Annotated in this window: 13 protein-coding genes and 1 pseudogene; 5 read left to right on the top strand and 9 right to left on the bottom strand. The window is 41.0% G+C overall.

The genetic code is table 11. From position 1 onward, the window contains the following. The first annotated feature begins 4 nt into the window (after positions 1–4). Positions 5–1,354, top strand: coding sequence for a Trk system potassium transporter TrkA (gene trkA / locus HT728_RS02075; RefSeq protein ID WP_173233504.1), 1,350 nt, complete (start codon positions 5–7; stop codon positions 1,352–1,354). Positions 1,355–1,357: 3 nt separating this feature from the next. Continuing rightward, positions 1,358–2,797: a TrkH family potassium uptake protein gene (locus HT728_RS02070; protein WP_173233502.1), complete on the top strand. Its 1,440-nt coding sequence runs from the start codon at positions 1,358–1,360 to the stop codon at positions 2,795–2,797. Positions 2,798–3,127: 330 nt separating this feature from the next. Here HT728_RS02070 and pflB read toward each other — a convergent pair whose 3' ends face one another. Then, positions 3,128–5,452: a formate C-acetyltransferase gene (gene pflB / locus HT728_RS02065; protein WP_000260631.1), complete on the bottom strand. Its 2,325-nt coding sequence runs from the start codon at positions 5,450–5,452 to the stop codon at positions 3,128–3,130. Between the two features lie 237 nt (positions 5,453–5,689). On the opposite strand from pflB, the gene dinB reads away from it, so the two are divergent. Beyond that, on the top strand, positions 5,690–6,751 hold the full coding sequence (dinB, locus tag HT728_RS02060; RefSeq protein ID WP_173233500.1) for a DNA polymerase IV: 1,062 nt from the start codon (positions 5,690–5,692) through the stop codon (positions 6,749–6,751). A gap of 116 nt (positions 6,752–6,867) precedes the next feature. Here dinB and HT728_RS02055 read toward each other — a convergent pair whose 3' ends face one another. Together HT728_RS02055 and HT728_RS02050 are read right to left on the bottom strand one after the other, a co-directional pair. Beyond that, positions 6,868–7,713, bottom strand: coding sequence for an undecaprenyl-diphosphate phosphatase (locus HT728_RS02055; RefSeq protein WP_173233498.1), 846 nt, complete (start codon positions 7,711–7,713; stop codon positions 6,868–6,870). 61 nt (positions 7,714–7,774) lie between these two features. After that, positions 7,775–9,664: a DUF2207 domain-containing protein gene (locus HT728_RS02050; RefSeq protein ID WP_173233496.1), complete on the bottom strand. Its 1,890-nt coding sequence runs from the start codon at positions 9,662–9,664 to the stop codon at positions 7,775–7,777. A 137-nt stretch (positions 9,665–9,801) separates the two neighbouring features. On the opposite strand from HT728_RS02050, the gene HT728_RS02045 reads away from it, so the two are divergent. Together HT728_RS02045 and HT728_RS02040 are read left to right on the top strand one after the other, a co-directional pair. Then, entirely contained in the window at positions 9,802–11,367 is a 1,566-nt protein-coding gene (locus HT728_RS02045) for an ABC transporter substrate-binding protein/permease (protein ID WP_173233494.1), read from the top strand. Next, the gene (locus HT728_RS02040; RefSeq protein WP_000189477.1) at positions 11,367–12,107 is read left to right on the top strand and encodes an amino acid ABC transporter ATP-binding protein; all 741 of its coding nucleotides are present in this window, start codon (positions 11,367–11,369) and stop codon (positions 12,105–12,107) included. The genes HT728_RS02045 and HT728_RS02040 overlap by 1 nt, the downstream gene beginning before the upstream one ends. A gap of 106 nt (positions 12,108–12,213) precedes the next feature. On the opposite strand, the gene HT728_RS02035 is transcribed toward HT728_RS02040, so the two are convergent. From HT728_RS02035 to HT728_RS02015, 6 genes and pseudogenes are all read right to left on the bottom strand, one after another. Beyond that, the gene (locus HT728_RS02035; protein WP_001130036.1) at positions 12,214–12,429 is read right to left on the bottom strand and encodes a hypothetical protein; all 216 of its coding nucleotides are present in this window, start codon (positions 12,427–12,429) and stop codon (positions 12,214–12,216) included. Between the two features lie 105 nt (positions 12,430–12,534). Continuing rightward, positions 12,535–12,648: pseudogene (locus HT728_RS10565) on the bottom strand (SPFH domain-containing protein); the annotation flags it as partial. A gap of 537 nt (positions 12,649–13,185) precedes the next feature. After that, positions 13,186–14,436, bottom strand: coding sequence for a threonine ammonia-lyase IlvA (gene ilvA, locus HT728_RS02030; RefSeq protein WP_000952975.1), 1,251 nt, complete (start codon positions 14,434–14,436; stop codon positions 13,186–13,188). A 114-nt stretch (positions 14,437–14,550) separates the two neighbouring features. Then, positions 14,551–15,573, bottom strand: a complete 1,023-nt coding sequence (gene ilvC, locus HT728_RS02025) for a ketol-acid reductoisomerase (RefSeq protein ID WP_173233493.1) — start codon at positions 15,571–15,573, stop codon at positions 14,551–14,553. A 169-nt stretch (positions 15,574–15,742) separates the two neighbouring features. Next, positions 15,743–16,219, bottom strand: coding sequence for an acetolactate synthase small subunit (ilvN, locus tag HT728_RS02020; protein WP_001253803.1), 477 nt, complete (start codon positions 16,217–16,219; stop codon positions 15,743–15,745). Continuing rightward, on the bottom strand, positions 16,212–17,912 hold the full coding sequence (locus HT728_RS02015; RefSeq protein WP_173233491.1) for an acetolactate synthase large subunit: 1,701 nt from the start codon (positions 17,910–17,912) through the stop codon (positions 16,212–16,214). Before HT728_RS02015 ends, ilvN begins: the two co-directional genes overlap by 8 nt. Between the last annotated feature and the right edge of the window lie 150 nt (positions 17,913–18,062).

Here is an 18,062-nt window from a genome sequence, read left to right as displayed (position 1 = left end):
TAATATGAAAATTATCCTTGTCGGAGGGGGAAAAGTTGGTTTTGCCCTCTGTCGCTCCTTGGTTGCAGAAAAGCATGATGTTTTGCTAATTGAGCAAGACGAAGCTGTCCTCAATCATATTGTTAATCGCTTTGATATCATGGGTATCCTTGGTAACGGGGCCGATTTTACCATCCTTGAGCAAGCCAGTGTCCAGGATTGTGATATCTTTATCGCCCTGACTGAATACGATGAAGTGAACATGATCGCAGCCGTTCTAGCCAAAAAAATGGGAGCTAAAGAGACCATCGTTCGGGTGCGGAACCCTGAATATTCTAACTCTTATTTCAAAGAAAAGAATATTCTCGGTTTTTCTCTTATCGTTAATCCTGAGCTCTTGGCTGCCCGCGCTATCGCGAATATCATTGACTTCCCCAACGCCCTCTCTGTCGAACGTTTCTTTGGTGGACGGGTCAGCTTGATGGAATTCACTGTTAAATCCTCCAGTGGTCTTTGCCAAATGCCCATTTCTGATTTTCGGAAAAAATTTGGCAATGTCATTGTCTGTGCGATAGAAAGAGATCATCAAATTATCATCCCAAGCGGTGACATGACTGTACAGGATAAAGACAGAATCTTTGTCACTGGTAACCGTGTTGATATGATGCTCTTCCATAATTATTTCAAGTCTCGTGCTGTGAAGAGTCTTCTCATCGTCGGTGCAGGTAGAATTGCCTATTATCTACTAGGCATTCTCAAAGACAGTCGTATCGATACCAAGGTCATTGAAATCAATTCTGAAATCGCTAGTTTCTTTAGCGAGAAGTTCCCAAATCTTCATATCGTTCAAGGAGATGGTACCGCAAAAGATATCCTGCTGGAAGAAAGTGCTCAACACTATGATGCCGTTGCGACTCTAACAGGAGTCGATGAGGAAAATCTGATTACCTCTATGTTCCTTGACAGGGTAGGTGTACAGAAAAATATTACCAAGGTCAATCGTACCAGTCTCCTCGAGATTATCAATGCGCCTGATTTTTCAAGTATTATCACACCTAAAAGCATCGCTGTAGATACAATCATGCACTTTATTCGTGGTCGGGTTAATGCCCAGTATTCAGACCTTCAAGCCATGCACCATCTAGCCAATGGCCAAATCGAAACCCTACAATTCCATATCAAGGAAGCCAATAAAATGACTGCCAAACCTCTTTCTCAACTCAAACTGAAAAAAGGGGTTCTTATTGCAGCCATCATTCGAAAGGGCAAGACTATTTTCCCAACTGGGGAGGATATGTTGGAAGTTGGAGATAAGCTCCTAGTAACAACTTTGTTGCCAAACATCACCAAGATTTATGACTTGATCGCGAGGTAAGAAATGAATAAAAGTATGATTCGCTACCTCCTTTCAAAGTTACTTTTGATTGAAGCCGTTCTTCTTTTGGTTCCTGTGTCTGTCGCTGTCTATTACCGTGAATCGAGCCAAGTCTTTACAGCCCTCTTTACAACGATTGGGATTCTCGTATTACTAGGCGGTTCAGGAATTTTACAAAAGCCAAAAAATCAACGTATTTATGCCAAGGAGGGAATCTTAATTGTTGCCCTCTGCTGGATCCTTTGGTCTTTCTTTGGCGGTCTCCCCTTTGTTTTTGCTGGACAAATCCCTAGCGTTATCGATGCCTTTTTTGAAATCAGTTCTGGGTTTACAACTACTGGAGCAAGTATCTTGAACGACATTTCGGTTCTCAGCCGTTCCCTCCTCTTCTGGCGAAGTTTTACCCACTTGATTGGAGGGATGGGAGTGCTCGTTTTCGCACTGGCTATTATGGATAATACCAAGAATAGCCACCTAGAAGTGATGAAGGCTGAGGTTCCTGGTCCCGTCTTCGGTAAGGTTGTATCCAAACTCAAAAATACTGCCCAGATTCTCTATCTCCTTTATCTAGCTCTCTTCTCCCTCTTTGTCATCATCTATTATCTAGCTGGTATGCCCCTATTTGATAGTTTTGTCATTGCCATGGGAACAGCAGGTACAGGAGGATTTACCGTCTATAACGACGGAATTGCTCACTATGGTAGCTCACTGATTACCTATCTAGTTAGTATAGGAGTTCTAGTTTTTGGGGTAAATTTCAATCTCTACTACTTCCTTATGCTCCGTCGCATCAAGGCCTTCTTTAGAGATGAAGAGCTTAGGGCTTACTTGGTCATCGTGCTGGTTTCTACAGGCTTGATTAGCCTTAATACCCTCTATCTCTACCCAGGATTTTCAAAGAGCTTTGAAATGGCCTTCTTCCAAGTTTCCAACATCATTACAACAACTGGTTTTGGATATGGAGATATTACCAACTGGCCCCTCTTCTCCCAGTTTATCCTCCTCTTTCTCATGGCAATCGGTGGCTCTGCTGGATCAACCGCAGGTGGACTCAAGGTTATTCGAGGCCTCATCCTTTCAAAAATTGCCAAAAACCAGATTTTGTCAATCCTATCGCCCCACCGTGTTTTGACCCTCCATGTTAATAAAACGGTGATTGATAAAGATACCCAGCATAAGATTCTCAAGTACTTTGTCATCTATGCTATGATTTTGCTAGCACTTATCTTTATTGTCAGCCTAGATAGCAATGATTTCCTAGTCGTTACCAGTGCTGTCTTTAGCTGCTTCAATAATATCGGGCCTATCCTAGGAACCACTTCTAGTTTCTCAATCTTTAGTCCCATCTCAAAAATTCTCCTCTCCTTTGCAATGATTGCAGGTCGTTTGGAGATTTACCCAATCCTCCTTCTCTTTATGAAGAGAACTTGGTCTAAGAGATAAAATACAACCACACCTTGTGTCTTACAAAGTGTGGTGTTTTTATTTTCATACTCTTCGAAAATAAAATTCAAACCACGTCAGCTTCGCCTTGCCGTATATGTGTGACTGACTTTGTCAGTCTTATCTACAACCTCAAAGCGGTGCTTTGAGCAACCTGCGGCTAGTTTGCTCTTTGATTTTCATTGAGTATCAAATACCTCCCGCAACTCAACAAGTATCTTTGAATCCCGGTCAGACATTTCAGTACCTGACTTAAGGAATTTAAGATCCCAAAAAACAACCCTCGGTCGACTGACCGAGGGTTCCTTATTTCATTATTCAAGAACTTAATTAGCTCAATGCATCCAAGGCGTCATCCATTGAAAGAACTTCGTGGAAGACACGTTGTGTCAATTCAGTTTTTTGTTCTGGAGTGAGGTATTTAGTGTTTACACAGTATCCAGAGATACGTACGATAACGTCTTCACCTGACATGATCTTTTCGTAAACATCGTTCAAGTCCATAACGTTCAAGTTAACGTGTTGTCCACCGTTTTCGAAGTAACCATCAAGGATTGTTACCAAGTTATCAACTTGTTCGTCACGAGTCTTACCAAGAGCGCGAGGTGATACTTGTGTAGTCAATGAGATACCATCAGCTGCATAACTAAAGTCAAGGCTAGAAAGTGAGTTCAAGTTTTGCAACCAACCACCTTTAGCTTTGTTAGATGGGTTAGCACCTGGTGAGAAGAATTCAAGTTTAGACAAGTTCACAGAACCATCTTCGTTGAGGTATACACCTTTGTGGACTGGTGAGTTACCAGTTTGTTTAGAGTAAGCAACGTTAGATGTGATTGTCAAAAGTGATACTGTAGCTTCTGCGTCTTTGTAAAGTTTGTGGCTACGTAGACGAGTAGTGTAAGCTTCGATCAACCATTCTGCCAATTCGTTTGAGCGTGGGTCATCTTCACCCCAACGTGGGTATTCACCGATTGTTTCGTAATCGTAGATATAACCATTTTCGTCACGGATTGGTTTAACTGTAGCGTATTTGATAGCTGACAATGTATCAACAGTGTTGGCAAATCCACAGATACCGAATCCCATGTTGGCACGTTGTTTAGTTGGCAAGAAGGCCATTTGAACAGCTTCATAGTTGTACTTATCAGTCATATAGTGGATGATATTCAAAGCATCTACGTAAGTGTCAGTCAACCAGTCAAGAGATTTTTCAAAGTTAGCTTTAACTGATTCAAATTCAAGAACTTCGTCACGGATTGGTTCGATGTCAAATACTTTGTAGTCTTTGTGTACATCGTCGTAACCACCGTTCAAACCAGTAAGAAGGGCTTTCAATACGTTTACACGCGCACCAAAGTACTGGATGTTGTGGCGTTGTTCTTCATTTTCTGGGTCAAGTGGAGACACACAGCATGAGATGCAGCTCATTTCACCATATCCGTCTTTAGCCATTGTTGTTACACCTTCATATTGGATTGAAGAGTGTTTGTGGCTCATGTGCATACAGTAGCGACGGAAGTTGTATGGCAATTTATCAGTCCAAAGAACTGTCAAGTTTGGTTCTGGAGAGTTACCGATGTTGTCAAGTGTGTTCAAGAAACGGTAGTCCATCTTAGTAACACGGTGACGACCGTCGTTACCCATACCAGCCATAGAAGTTGTGATGAAAGTTGGGTCACCTGAGTACAATTGGTCGTAAGCTTTTGTACGAGCAAATTTAACTGTACGAAGTTTCATAACGAAATCATCAACGAATTCTTGGATTTCCGATTCAGTAAATGTACCACGAGCAAGGTCACGCTCTGCAAAGATGTCCAATACGATTGGTACACGTCCTAGGGATGTAGCAGCACCGTTGATAACACGGCAAACAGACATGAAGGCGATGTTAACCCATTGGATTGCTTCTTTAACGTTCATCGCTGGTTTGCGAACATCAACTCCGTAAAGATCACCCAAGCGAACAACTTGTTGCAATGCTTGGTATTGAAGGTTGATTTCTTCACGAAGACGGATTGTTTCTTCATCGATTTCTTCGATTGCATTCCAATCGTTTACTTTTTCTTGCATCAAGTAGTCTGCACCGTAAAGAGCAAGACGTGCGTAAACACCGATGATACGTCCGCGTGAGTATGCATCTGGAAGACCAGTTACAGTGTGAGCGTGACGAGCGCGACGGATGTTTGAAGTGTAAGCGCGGAAGATACCGTCGTTAACTGTTGTTACGTATTTAGTGAAGATTTCGTGAACAGCTGGATCTGGTTCGTATCCATTTTCTTTCAAAGTAGTTTCAGCCATACGGATACCACCTTTTGGCATGAAGTTCAATTTGAAGAGTTCATCGTTTTGGATACCGAAGATAACTTCGTTTTCTTTGTCGATAAATCCAGCAGGAATATCAGCAATAGATGTTGGACGAGTGTCCATTGGGAAACGAGTTTCTTCATAGTGAGCCTTAGTTTCTTCTACAATTTTTTTGATATGAAGTGAACGTTCTGTTGGTCCTGCAAGGAAGCTTTCGTCTCCATCGTAAGGTGTGTAGTTAGCTTGTACGAAGCGTGATACACTTGCTTTTTCTTTCCAATCTACGCCTTTGAAGCCTTCCCAAGCTTTGTCAAAAATATCTTGTGCTTCAACAACTGTTTTAACAACCATGTTAATGTCCTCTTTTTTCTTTCTAGTAACAACCATCTGTTACATTTATGAGACAAGTATACCACACAGTAACCGATTTCAACAAGTGAAAATTCCCTATTTTTACACTTTCTTTTCTAAAACAGTCTGTTTTTTATCCCAAACTGTATTATATTTTTGAAAAAAATAAAGCCTCTTTTCCTTTTTTCAGAAAAAAGAGTATAATAAAAGAGAATAAGCGGTAAAAAGGGGATAGGTATGTTGATTTTTCCTTTGTTAAATGATTTGTCAAGAAAAATTATCCATATTGACATGGATGCCTTTTTTGCTGCGGTAGAAATCAGGGATAATCCTAAACTCAGAGGAAAACCTGTCATTATTGGAAGCGACCCTCGGCAAACAGGTGGGCGGGGAGTCGTCTCTACCTGTAGCTATGAGGCACGAGCTTTTGGTGTCCATTCAGCCATGAGCTCTAAGGAAGCCTATGAGCGTTGTCCCCAGGCCGTCTTCATCTCAGGAAATTATGAGAAATACAAGTCTGTGGGACTCCAGATTCGAGCTATCTTTAAGCGCTATACAGATTTAATAGAACCCATGAGCATTGACGAAGCCTATTTGGATGTGACAGAAAATAAACTCGGGATCAAGTCAGCGGTCAAAATTGCTCGCCTCATTCAAGAGGATATCTGGCAAGAAATCCATCTAACTGCTTCTGCTGGCGTTTCTTACAACAAATTCTTGGCTAAAATGGCCAGTGATTATCAAAAACCTCATGGTTTGACAGTGATTCTACCTGACCAAGCTGAGGATTTTCTCAAACAAATGGATATTTCCAAATTTCATGGAGTAGGAAAAAAGACAGTCGAACGTCTTCATCACATGGGTGTTTTTACTGGCGCTGACCTACTTGAAGTTCCTGAAGTGACCCTAATAGACCGATTTGGCAGACTGGGCTATGACCTTTATCGAAAGGCTCGTGGCATTCACAACTCTCCAGTTAAATCAAATCGCATCCGTAAATCAATCGGCAAGGAGAAAACCTACGGGAAGATTCTCCGTGCCGAGGAAGACATTAAAAAAGAGCTGACTCTTCTATCAGAAAGAGTCGCTCTCAATCTCAGTCAACAAGAAAAAGCTGGAAAAATTGTCATTCTGAAAATTCGCTACGAGGACTTTTCAACTCTTACTAAACGAAAAAGTCTGGCTCAAAAAACACAGGATGCTAGTCAGATAAGCCAAATCGCCCTGCAACTCTATGAAGAGTTAAGCGAGAAAGAAAGAGGTGTCCGCCTGCTGGGGATTACCCTGACTGGATTTTGAAACTCAATGAAAATCAAAGAGTAAACTAGGAAGCTAGCCGNNAGGTTGCAGATAGAGCTGAAGAGATTTTCGAAAAATATAAAACCTTGAAGAGCCTGGACCCTTCAAGGTTTTTCTTATACAAATAAACGGACAAAGCTATAAAGTAGCAAGACACTACCAAGCACGATACGGTATTTACCGAAAAGGGTAAAGTCGTGTTTTTTCACATAGCTTGTCAAGAAACGAATAGCCACCATGCTGACTGCAAAGGCGACTCCCATCGCAACCAAGAGCAAGAACAATTGTCCAAAGCTCAAGAGCTGTCCTGCTTTCACAAATTTGAAAATCTTTAAGGCGCTAGCTCCAAACATAACAGGAATCCCAAGATAGAAGGTAAATTCTGTCACAACAGAACGACTGGTTCCATTTAACAAACCACCGACAATCGTTGCACCTGAACGGCTAGTCCCTGGTAAAAGGGCAAGAACTTGGAAGAGACCGATATAGAAGGCTGTCGTATAAGGAAGCTTGTCCAACTCTGTTACACTTGGCTCGATGGCACGCGCTTTATTGCGCTTTTCCAAATAGATAAAGGCAATCCCGTAGATAATCAACATGAGAGCAACAGAAATCATGTTATGGAAGTGGGTATCAAACCAATCATCAAATTTAAAGACGCCAAGCAAAGGCAAGGTCGCAATCAAGACCTTCAACCATAGTCTCCAAGTCTTACGAACTTCCTGTTTGTCCTTAGTCGGTTTAAAGGGATTTAGTTTATTAAAGTAAATCACCATGACTGCTAAAATAGCACCAAGTTGAATCACGACATTAAACATGGACATAAAGGCTTCATTTTGATTTTGGTATTGGATAAATTCCTCTGCTAAAATCAAGTGACCTGTACTGGAAATCGGCAACCATTCCGTAATTCCTTCAACAATTCCGAAGAAGATAGATTTTAAAATTTCAATAAGATACATAGATTACTCCTTTTTTCTATCTCCCATTATAGCATACTTTTTCAGTCTATGGCAGTTCTCTTTAAAAGGCGCCGATACTGCCACCGCCTCCGCCTCCAGAGAAGCCTCCGCCAGAACTTCCACTTCCAGAAGATACGGAGTAGGTACTTGCTGTATTTGCGACACTAGCATAATGGCTCATTTGCGCGCTTGAATGATAAAACATACTGTGCCAGCCATAAGCTACATAGAGATTGATATCTGGATTTTCCACTTGAATCTGATGAACCTTCATCAAATGACTAACCTTGTCCGCATAGCCAAATAGGGTAGCATAGACCAAGAGGCGATTCCAGACCACAATACTTTCCAACTCAGCCTGATCCAATCGTGCAATCTCACGCAACATATTTTCAAAACTGGTCCAGAGATAGTATACTTCTGCTCCTGCTTCATTTAGGACACCATCGCGATTATCTAGCCGAAGCTTCCAATAATAGAAAACAGCCAAAACCAAACCTAGAAAACCAAGTATAGGCAAGGGGAGGAAAAGATAGCCATAAACATCCAAACTGTACAAGAACAAACCAAATCCGATAAATAGGGGTAGGATAGTAGAGAGTCCCATCCCCACTTGCAAGGCCTTTTCTCCACCAGTCAAGGGACGATAGTAATCCGGAAGCCCCCAGAAGGAAACTCGATTTCTCACTCCTTCTTGCATCTGGTTCAATACTTCTTCAAAAGAAGATTTGAGCTGACGCCCCTTTGCTTGAATCCGTTTTTCATCAGAGACTTTTGCTCTACGATAAAGACTATCAGATACCTTGTAATCCGCAAACAAATTGGAAAGAGTTTCTTCTTTTTTGCCTGAAAAAGCCAGATTTAGACAGTCTTTCTCAAAGCTTGACAAACCATCTTCTTTTACTAGCCTCAAACCAACTGCATCTCCTTCTGAAATGATAGAGACATTCCCACGGTCTATCACATCTAGCAAGGTAGCTTGAATAAGTTGGTCAAAGGTAAATTTACCTGCTCCTTTTGTTAGAGGACTCACTTCCTCCAAGGAGGTAGAGTAGACAGCCTCTGATAAAACCATAGGCTCTAATTCCATTGGTGGTTCATAGAGACGATGATTTTTGGCATATTTGACCGAAGGAGTGGTCTTTCTTCTATAAATAAAATAAAAGCAAATACTCAATAACAAGGAGATGGAAAGTATGGAAGGAAAGACCCAAGTAACGAGCTGCATACTCTGATCTTTTTCTCTAACAATCGAGTCTTCTATCTTATTAAACTCTTCTAAATGATTTCCTTTCAATCCCTGATCCCTAGCGCTAGCAAAATCAGTTCGAGGCCAATAGGCATGCAATTCAACTCCACGCTTAGCCGGAAGATTGTCCAAACGAATAGTATAATCAAGGCTACTCTTTTCAATCGTTCCCTCTCTAAAAAGTTTGCCTGTATGGAAAAAGAGTTTTTCAGCCCCCTTCTCTCCCCTTACATGAAATTCAAACTTTCCAATAGCCCCTGAACTATCTGTTAAAGGCTGCCAATTTAATTCAGCGATGTCATCATATAGGAAAAGCAAATTTTTTAAGTTCCATGTAAGCTCAACTTCAACTGTGTCGCCTTCCTGGCCTGGATTATAGACTCTCACAGTATAACCATTCGCTTCTTCTGTCACTTCACTCGTAACGTCTGCTAGTTCAGCACCATTTTTCGCAGCCTGAACCTTTGGATGAGGATCAATGTCAAATCCACTAGGCATCTTGCCAGCACGTCCAAGTCCCACGATTTGGCCCTTAAAGTCCTCCTCAAACTGGTAAACTATCTTTTGTCTAAATTCTGCCGTATTATCTGCATGAATATACAAATCACCTTGATAAGAGTTTATCTTGAAATCAATGGCAAAAACAGAAAGTGGCAGAAGGCAAAACAAGCCAAACATCAGTAAGAAAAAAGTTTTTTTCATCAACTAAGCCCCCTTTTTATCTTTCTTATCATTATAGCATTTTTTCGTAAGTAAAGGCTTACTTATGTTGAAAAATTACGCATTTTTCGATAAAATAGGAGACAGTTATTTTTTAATAGATTAGAATAGGAGAAATCATGAGAAAAATATACTTATCTATTTTCACAAGTCTCTTGCTGATGCTGGGACTTGTCAATGTTGCTCAAGCCGATGAATATTTACGCATCGGGATGGAAGCAGCATATGCTCCCTTTAACTGGACTCAGGATGATGATAGCAATGGGGCTGTCAAAATCGATGGGACTAACCAGTATGCTAACGGATACGATGTTCAAATCGCCAAGAAAATCGCTAAGGACTTAGGCAAAGAACCTTTAGTTGTTAAAACCAAGTGGGAAGGTCTAGTCCCTGCCCTTACTTCCGGTAAGATTGACATGATTATCGCAGGTATGAGTCCTACTGCCGAGCGTAAACAAGAAATTGCCTTTTCAAGTAGTTACTATACTAGCGAACCAGTTCTACTAGTCAAAAAAGATTCTGCCTACGCAAATGCTAAATCTTTGGATGACTTTAATGGTGCGAAAATCACTTCTCAACAAGGTGTCTACCTTTATGACTTGATTGCACAAATCCCAGGTGCTAAAAAAGAAACAGCCATGGGAGACTTCGCTCAAATGCGCCAAGCTCTTGAGGCTGGTGTCATCGATGCCTATGTTTCTGAACGACCAGAAGCTCTGACTGCTGAAGCTGCGAACTCTAAGTTTAAGATGGTCCAAGTAGATCCAGGTTTCAAAACTGGGGAAGAAGATACAGCTATCGCCATTGGACTTCGTAAAGATGACAATCGTATTAGCCAAATCAATGCCAGCATTGAAACCATTTCAAAAGACGACCAAGTTGCCTTGATGGATCGTATGATCAAGGAACAACCTGCCGAAGCTACAACAACTGAAGAGACTAGCAGTAGTTTCTTTAGCCAAGTTGCTAAAATTCTTTCTGAAAACTGGCAACAACTCTTGCGTGGTGCTGGTATCACTCTTTTAATCTCTATCGTCGGAACCATCATCGGTCTCATCATCGGTCTTGCCATTGGTGTTTTCCGTACTGCTCCTCTCTCTGAGAATAAAGCCATTTATGGATTACAAAAACTAATCGGCTGGATCCTCAATGTCTACATTGAAATTTTCCGTGGTACGCCAATGATCGTTCAATCGATGGTTATCTACTATGGAACTGCCCAAGCTTTCGGGATCAACCTTGACCGTACACTAGCTGCTATCTTCATCGTTTCAATCAACACCGGTGCCTACATGACTGAAATCGTCCGTGGTGGTATCCTAGCAGTTGACAAGGGACAATTTGAAGCTGCGACTGCTCTTGGTATGACTCATAACCAAACCATGCGTAAGATTGTCCTCCCTCAGGTTGTCCGCAATATCCTACCAGCAACTGGTAATGAATTTGTCATCAATATCAAAGATACATCTGTATTGAACGTTATCTCTGTTGTCGAACTTTATTTCTCAGGAAACACCGTGGCGACGCAAACCTATCAATACTTCCAGACATTTACAATCATCGCCGTGATTTACTTTGTCCTCACCTTCACCGTAACACGTATCCTACGCTTCATCGAACGCCGCATGGACATGGATACCTATACTACCGGTGCTAACCAAATGCAAACGGAGGATTTGAAATAATGACCCAAGCAATCCTTGAAATTAAACACCTCAAAAAATCCTATGGACAAAACGAAGTGTTAAAAGACATTTCTCTCACCGTCCACAAGGGAGAGGTCATCTCTATCATCGGAAGCTCTGGAAGCGGGAAATCGACCTTCCTACGCTCCATTAACCTACTTGAAACGCCAACTGATGGGCAAATCCTTTATCATGGACAAAACGTCCTCGAAAAAGGCTATGACCTCACGCAATACCGTGAAAAGTTGGGGATGGTTTTCCAATCCTTTAACCTCTTTGAAAATCTCAACGTGCTTGAAAACACAATCGTCGCTCAGACAACTGTCCTTAAACGCGAACGTACAGAAGCTGAAAAGATTGCCAAAGAAAACCTAGAAAAGGTCGGCATGGGAGAACGCTACTGGCAAGCGAAACCAAAACAACTCTCAGGTGGTCAAAAACAACGTGTGGCCATCGCTCGTGCCCTTTCAATGAATCCAGACGCTATTCTCTTTGATGAACCAACATCAGCTCTCGATCCAGAAATGGTTGGAGAAGTCCTCAAAATCATGCAGGACCTGGCTCAAGAAGGCTTGACCATGATTGTTGTAACTCACGAAATGGAATTCGCCCGTGATGTCTCTCACCGTGTTATCTTCATGGATAAGGGTGTAATCGCTGAAGAAGGCAAACCAGAAGACCTCTTCACCAATCCTAAAGAAGACCGTACAAAAGAATTCCTTCAACGCTATCTCAAATAAAAAGAAAAGGCTGCATCAATCGTGCAGTCTTTTTGCTGTCCAAAATGAAAAGGCAGATTCTCTATCTCTACTACTTGAGGGTCAAGAATCCGCCGTTATCCAAAGATTAATCTTCAAATTTTTCATGATTTTTTTCATAGAAATCAATTAGGCCTAGGGCTGTTTCAAATGAAATATTTTTTACTTTTGCACGACCCTGCGCCAGAGCAATGATAGACATTTCACGCGCATTCGTTTCTTTAGAGATACGGTAGCCTGTGATTTTCTTATCACGAACCCAGCCAACAACTGATTCTACTTTTTCAAAGTTTGACTTAGCCATGTTTTTCTCCTATTTTCTTCTTTACAATATTTAATTGTATACGTTTTTACTACTTTTGTCAATAAAAAAACATATATTCAATAAAATAAATGATCTAGAATATTCTTACTTCCTTTTTAAAGCCGATAATATATAGGTTTTACTAGCCTCTACACCATAAATATTTGCTAATAAAAATATTGTATTATTACCCTCTTGAGGTGCAAAATTATTCAAGCTCTTAAAAAAATGCTTCTCTATTCCCGTAAGATAGCTTATTTCTTCAATTTAAGAACTGAAGATGACAGTCCTAACCTTTAGAAATCCAAGCATTCACTAGCTCAAAACTCCTATCTTTCTTCCTCAAGAAATCATCTGAGAGATAGTTATTCCTTATATTCTTCAAATTCATCACTCATTTGGATATTGAAGTGCTAACCTAAAACCAAACACCCGATTCTCTAAACCATCCTTAATAAAGATGACAAGATGGATAAGCTCAGTCAATTACTTATATATCCTTTTAATATGGTATGTTTGTCAATAAAAAGAAATCAAATCACATCTTAAAGACCGTGTGAGTTTACTTTTCAAAATAGATGGGAAATCAAAATGAAGGATGGAAATCTGAGCCAAACATCATAAGTGCTATAATGAACAGAAGTAAGAATTGCACGATAAGCTTCCTAAAACCATAGGAATCGCCCCCTTTCTTCATCTTCATTATAGCACCTATACATCAGTTGTGCAAATAATATGATATTTTTTTATTAGTCCTCAGACAAGCATATTATAAAGCGTTTCATTCCCATTTAAGTTAATATAAGCCGGATCAAAACCTTCCATTCTACGGATCAAACCTGCATAATCATGCTTATCTGCTAAAGCGATCCCAATTAAGACTGGCCCTGTCCCCTTACTAGCTCGTTTGATATACTCAAAACGTGTGATATCATCATTTGGCCCCAGGATATCATTTACAAACTCACGTAAAGCCCCTGGACGCTGTGGAAAATTGACCACAAAGTAATGCTTGATCCCATCATAAATCAAGGCACGTTCTTCCATTTCTGGCATACGGTTGATATCATTATTTCCTCCAGAAATGATACAACAAATGGTTTTCCCCTTGATATATTCAGCTAAAACCTCTAAAGAGGCGATACTAGCCGCTCCAGCAGGTTCTGCAACAATCCCTTGCTTAGAGTAGAGGTCAATCAAGGTTTCAGAAATCAATCCCTCATCGACACCTACCAAAGTTTGAACATGTTGACGAGTTGCCTCATAGGTCAACTGTCCTACCTTTTGCACAGCAATCCCATCCGCAAATTTGTCAATTTCTTTGAGTTTGACTGGACCACCAGCTTCAAAAGCAGCCTTCATAGAACGCGCTCCATTAGCCTCTACCCCAATGACTTCAATCTCTGGACTTGTTTCCTTAATATAAGTAGAAACCCCAGCAATGAGACCACCACCTCCAACAGGAACTAAGACAGCATCAAAATCAATCGATTCTTTTCGAGCTTCTTCTAAAATCTCATAAGCAACAGTCCCTTGACCTGCTTGGACATGAGCATCATCAAAGGGATCAATAAAGGTACGATTTTCAGAGACTGTAAATTCTTGAGCTGCTTTAGCTGAGGCATCAAAGGTATCTCCAACTAGTTTAATGGTCACGAAATCCCCACCAAAAAAGCGAACCTGCCCAATTTTTTGTTGCGGAGTAGTAATGGGCATAAAAATAGTAGCAGGAATTTTCATCTCATTACAAGTATAGGCAACTCCCTGCGCATGATTTCCCGCAGAAGCGCAGACTACTCCACGCTCACGCTCTTCCTTGCTGAGCTGAGAAATAGCATAATAGGCACCACGAATTTTAAAGGAACGAACACGTTGGGCATTTTCCTTTTTCAAATAAATCTTAGCACCATACTTCTCCGATAAATAATGGTCATAATCAAGCGGTGTATTCACAACCACACCGTTCAAGACCTTGTGAGCCTTGATAATATCTTTTGAACTTAACATCTTTTTCTCCTAGACTATTTCATACTTATCGCAATCCATCCCCTTAAAAGTGAGATGAATTGATTATAAAAGCGAGTTAGTCCCCCAACTCGCCTTCACCTTAATTTCTATCAATTAGTTATAGATTTTGAATGCATCATCGTCGTTTTTACCAACGAAAGGCATTGCTTTACGCAATTCTGCACCAACTTTTTCAATTTCAAGGTTAGCTGCTTGTTCACGGTAAGCAGTCAATTTTGGACGTCCAGCTTTGTAGTCATTGACAAAGTCATTTGCAAATTTACCATTTTGGATGTCTGCCAAGACAGCTTTCATATTTTCTTTAACTTGCTCAGTGATTACACGTGGACCTGATACATAGTCACCATATTCAGCAGTGTTTGAAATAGATTGACGCATTTTCTTGAATCCACCTTCGTAGATCAAATCAACGATCAATTTCATTTCGTGAAGAACTTCAAAGTAAGCCAATTCTGGAGCGTAACCTGCTTCTGTCAAGACTTCGAAACCTGCTTCGATAAGGGCAGTCAAACCACCACAAAGTACAGCTTGTTCACCAAACAAATCTTCTTCAGTTTCTTCTTTGTAAGTTGTTTCAAGAAGACCTACACGAGCTGCTCCAACACCTTTACACCAGTCCATAGCAATGTTTTTAGCATTTCCTGTTGCATCTTGGTATACTGCGTAAAGAACTGGAACACCAAATCCTTCTTCATAAGTACGACGTACCAAGTGTCCTGGTCCTTTAGGTGCACACATAAAGACATCTACATCTGCAGGAACTTTGATAAATTCGAAGTGAATGTTGAAACCATGAGCAAATCCAACTGCATTTCCAGCTTCCAAGTTTGGAGCGATTTCTGCTTCGTAAAGTTCTTGTTGGATTTCGTCTGGTGCCAAAATCATGATAACATCAGCCAATTTAGTAGCTTCTGCTACTGTATAAGTGTCAAATCCGTCTTCTTTTGCTTTGTCAAAAGATTTACCTGGACGTACACCGATGATGACATCGCGACCTGAATCACGCAAGTTTTGAGCATGCGCATGTCCTTGTGAACCATAACCGATAACGGCGATTTTTTTACCGTCAAGTGCTGCTACTTTAACATCTTTTTCGTATTCCATTTGAACTGCCATAGTTTTTCTCTCTTTTCTATTATTTATTGCCTTTTAGGCTGGTTTAACAAATTTAAAATATTTTTATACTCAATGAAAATCAAAGAGCAAATTAGGAAGCTAGCCACAGGCTGTACTTGAGTACGGCAAGGCAAAGCTGACGTGATTTGAATTTGATTTTCGAAGAGTATTAATCGCGGGTAAATCCAGTTGCACCCGTACGAGCGATATTGCGAATACCGTATGGTCGAATGACTCGCAATAGAGCTTCACTCTTTTCGGCATTTCCTGTCATTTGAATGGTAATCGAGCTTGGCGCTACGTCTACCACTGTTGCACGGAAAGGTTGAATAATGGCTAGAATCTCAGCTCGCTTCTCAGCTGGCGCTGACATCTTAACCAAAATCACCTCGCGCTCCAAATGAGGCTTGTCTGTAATATCTCGAATGCGAATCACATCAATCTGACGATTAAGTTGCTTGATGATTTGCTCCACTTCATCATGTGAAGCTACATCAATAATAATGGTAATACGCGATACATTCGGATCTTCTGTTGCTCCAACAGAGATGCTTTCGATATTAACCTGACGACGAGACAGAACGCCGGTAAAGCGATTGAGAACTCCTGAACGATTTTGTAGTTTTGCTGTTAACATTCTACGCATGGAACTTCACCCCCAACATCTCATGATTACTCTTACCAGCTGGCACCATTGGCAACACCTGTTCCTTACGAGAAATATCTACCTCGATTAGCATAGGAACATTCTCAGTAATGACTTCAAGGTCTTGAGCCAAGGTCTCAGGATTGTCAAACTTATAGTTTTTAATACCGTAAGCTTGTGCCATCAGTTGAAAATCAGGAAGAGTATCGAAGACTGACTCTGATGTTCTACCTTCATAGAAGGATTCCTGCCACTGGCGGACCATTCCAAGCGAGTGGTTGTTCAACATAACCACCTTGATTGGCACCTTGTAAATGTTCAAAATCGCCAATTCCTGGTTAGTCATTTGGAAACCGCCATCCCCAACAAACAAGACTACTTCCTTATCTGGGTTGGCAATTTTGGCACCAATTGCTGCTGGAATTCCAAATCCCATGGTTCCTAAACCACCTGAAGTCACTAACTGACGTTCATTTTGGTAGGGATAATACTGGGCTGTCCACATTTGGTGTTGACCAACGTCTGTTACCACGATGGCATCTCCATTTGTCAATTCACCAATTCGTTCAATAACAGCTTGTGGCTGAACCACACGCTCTTTCTTGTCATAAGAACGAACACGGTTCTTGTCTTTCGTGACTTTCTCAATCCATTTCTCAGTATTGTTATGAACGGTTGGTTCCGCCAGCAACATTTGCAAGGCTTTCTTAGCATCTCCAACCACAGGAATATCTGCACTGATAATCTTACCAATCTCGGCTGGGTCAATATCAATGTGGGCAACCTTAGCATTCTTAGCGAAAGTCTTAGGATTTCCCGTCAAACGGTCATCAAAACGAGAGCCAATACTAATCATAAAGTCCGTCTCTGTCATGGCAATATTCGCTGCGAATGATCCGTGCATGCCTCCCATTCCAAGGAAGAGTGGATGACTTGTTGCAATCGTTCCTTGACCTAAGAGCGTTGTTACGACTGGAATTTGATAGCGTTCTGCAAATTCATTTAATTCTGCAGCTGCTTCAGCATAACTAATTCCACCACCAGCTAGCAAGACTGGCTTTTTAGCCTTGGATAATTGCTTCAAGATTTTCTTGATTTGCATATCATTTGGCTCAAGAGTCGGCTGATAGCTTGGTAGGTTTACTTCTGGTGAATAAATGAAATCTGTTTCCAAAGCAGATACGTCTTTAGGTAGGTCAATAACAACTGGCCCTGGTCGACCTGTCGTTGCGATATGGACAGCTTCCGTAATGATTCGAGGGATATCAGCTGTCTCACGAACTTGGTAATTGTACTTAGTGATTGGCATGGTAATTCCCACAATGTCTGCCTCCTGAAAGGCATCCTTCCCAATCCCTGCTCGCGCCACCTGACCTGTAAAGACCAAAAGAGGAACACTATCGCTCATGGCATCCGCAATCCCTGTAATGGCATTTGTTGCTCCAGGTCCGCTAGTGACGACGGCAACACCCAACTTTCCAGTTGATTTGGCATAACCTTCAGCTTCATGCAAACAACCTTGCTCATGACGTCCTAGAATGTGGCGAATGCCTTTAAAATTATATATCGCATCATAAAAAGGCAAGACTGCACCACCAGGATAACCAAAGATGGTATCAATTCCTAAATCACGAAGTGTTTCCAAAACTAGATCCGACCCCGTCTTAGGAGATTCTAAACTGATTTTCTCCATTGTTCCCCTTTCTTTCCTCTTAAAAATAACTTGTTACTATCATACCATTTTTTCAAGATTTTTCAAGAGAAAAGAAGAAATTTTCTGAATTTTCTATTTTAATGTTTATTTATGAATGTTATTTTTGTTTTTATTAAAAAAGATACCGAT

This window comes from Streptococcus sp. 544, from assembly GCF_013277385.1.
GTDB classification, from domain to species: domain Bacteria; phylum Bacillota; class Bacilli; order Lactobacillales; family Streptococcaceae; genus Streptococcus; species Streptococcus mitis_BA.
The sequence above is the reverse complement of the archived record's forward strand: the minus strand, read 5'-3'. Positions and strand labels throughout refer to the sequence as shown.

Coding starts and splice junctions, on each gene's coding strand:
- trkA (WP_173233504.1), top strand. CDS start 5: ATGAAAATTATCCTTGTCGGAGGGGGAAAAGTTGGTTTTGCCCTCTGT.
- HT728_RS02070 (WP_173233502.1), top strand. CDS start 1,358: ATGAATAAAAGTATGATTCGCTACCTCCTTTCAAAGTTACTTTTGATT.
- pflB (WP_000260631.1), bottom strand. CDS start 5,452: ATGGTTGTTAAAACAGTTGTTGAAGCACAAGATATTTTTGACAAAGCT.
- dinB (WP_173233500.1), top strand. CDS start 5,690: ATGTTGATTTTTCCTTTGTTAAATGATTTGTCAAGAAAAATTATCCAT.
- HT728_RS02055 (WP_173233498.1), bottom strand. CDS start 7,713: ATGTATCTTATTGAAATTTTAAAATCTATCTTCTTCGGAATTGTTGAA.
- HT728_RS02050 (WP_173233496.1), bottom strand. CDS start 9,664: ATGAAAAAAACTTTTTTCTTACTGATGTTTGGCTTGTTTTGCCTTCTG.
- HT728_RS02045 (WP_173233494.1), top strand. CDS start 9,802: ATGAGAAAAATATACTTATCTATTTTCACAAGTCTCTTGCTGATGCTG.
- HT728_RS02040 (WP_000189477.1), top strand. CDS start 11,367: ATGACCCAAGCAATCCTTGAAATTAAACACCTCAAAAAATCCTATGGA.
- HT728_RS02035 (WP_001130036.1), bottom strand. CDS start 12,429: ATGGCTAAGTCAAACTTTGAAAAAGTAGAATCAGTTGTTGGCTGGGTT.
- ilvA (WP_000952975.1), bottom strand. CDS start 14,436: ATGTTAAGTTCAAAAGATATTATCAAGGCTCACAAGGTCTTGAACGGT.
- ilvC (WP_173233493.1), bottom strand. CDS start 15,573: ATGGCAGTTCAAATGGAATACGAAAAAGATGTTAAAGTAGCAGCACTT.
- ilvN (WP_001253803.1), bottom strand. CDS start 16,219: ATGCGTAGAATGTTAACAGCAAAACTACAAAATCGTTCAGGAGTTCTC.
- HT728_RS02015 (WP_173233491.1), bottom strand. CDS start 17,912: ATGGAGAAAATCAGTTTAGAATCTCCTAAGACGGGGTCGGATCTAGTT.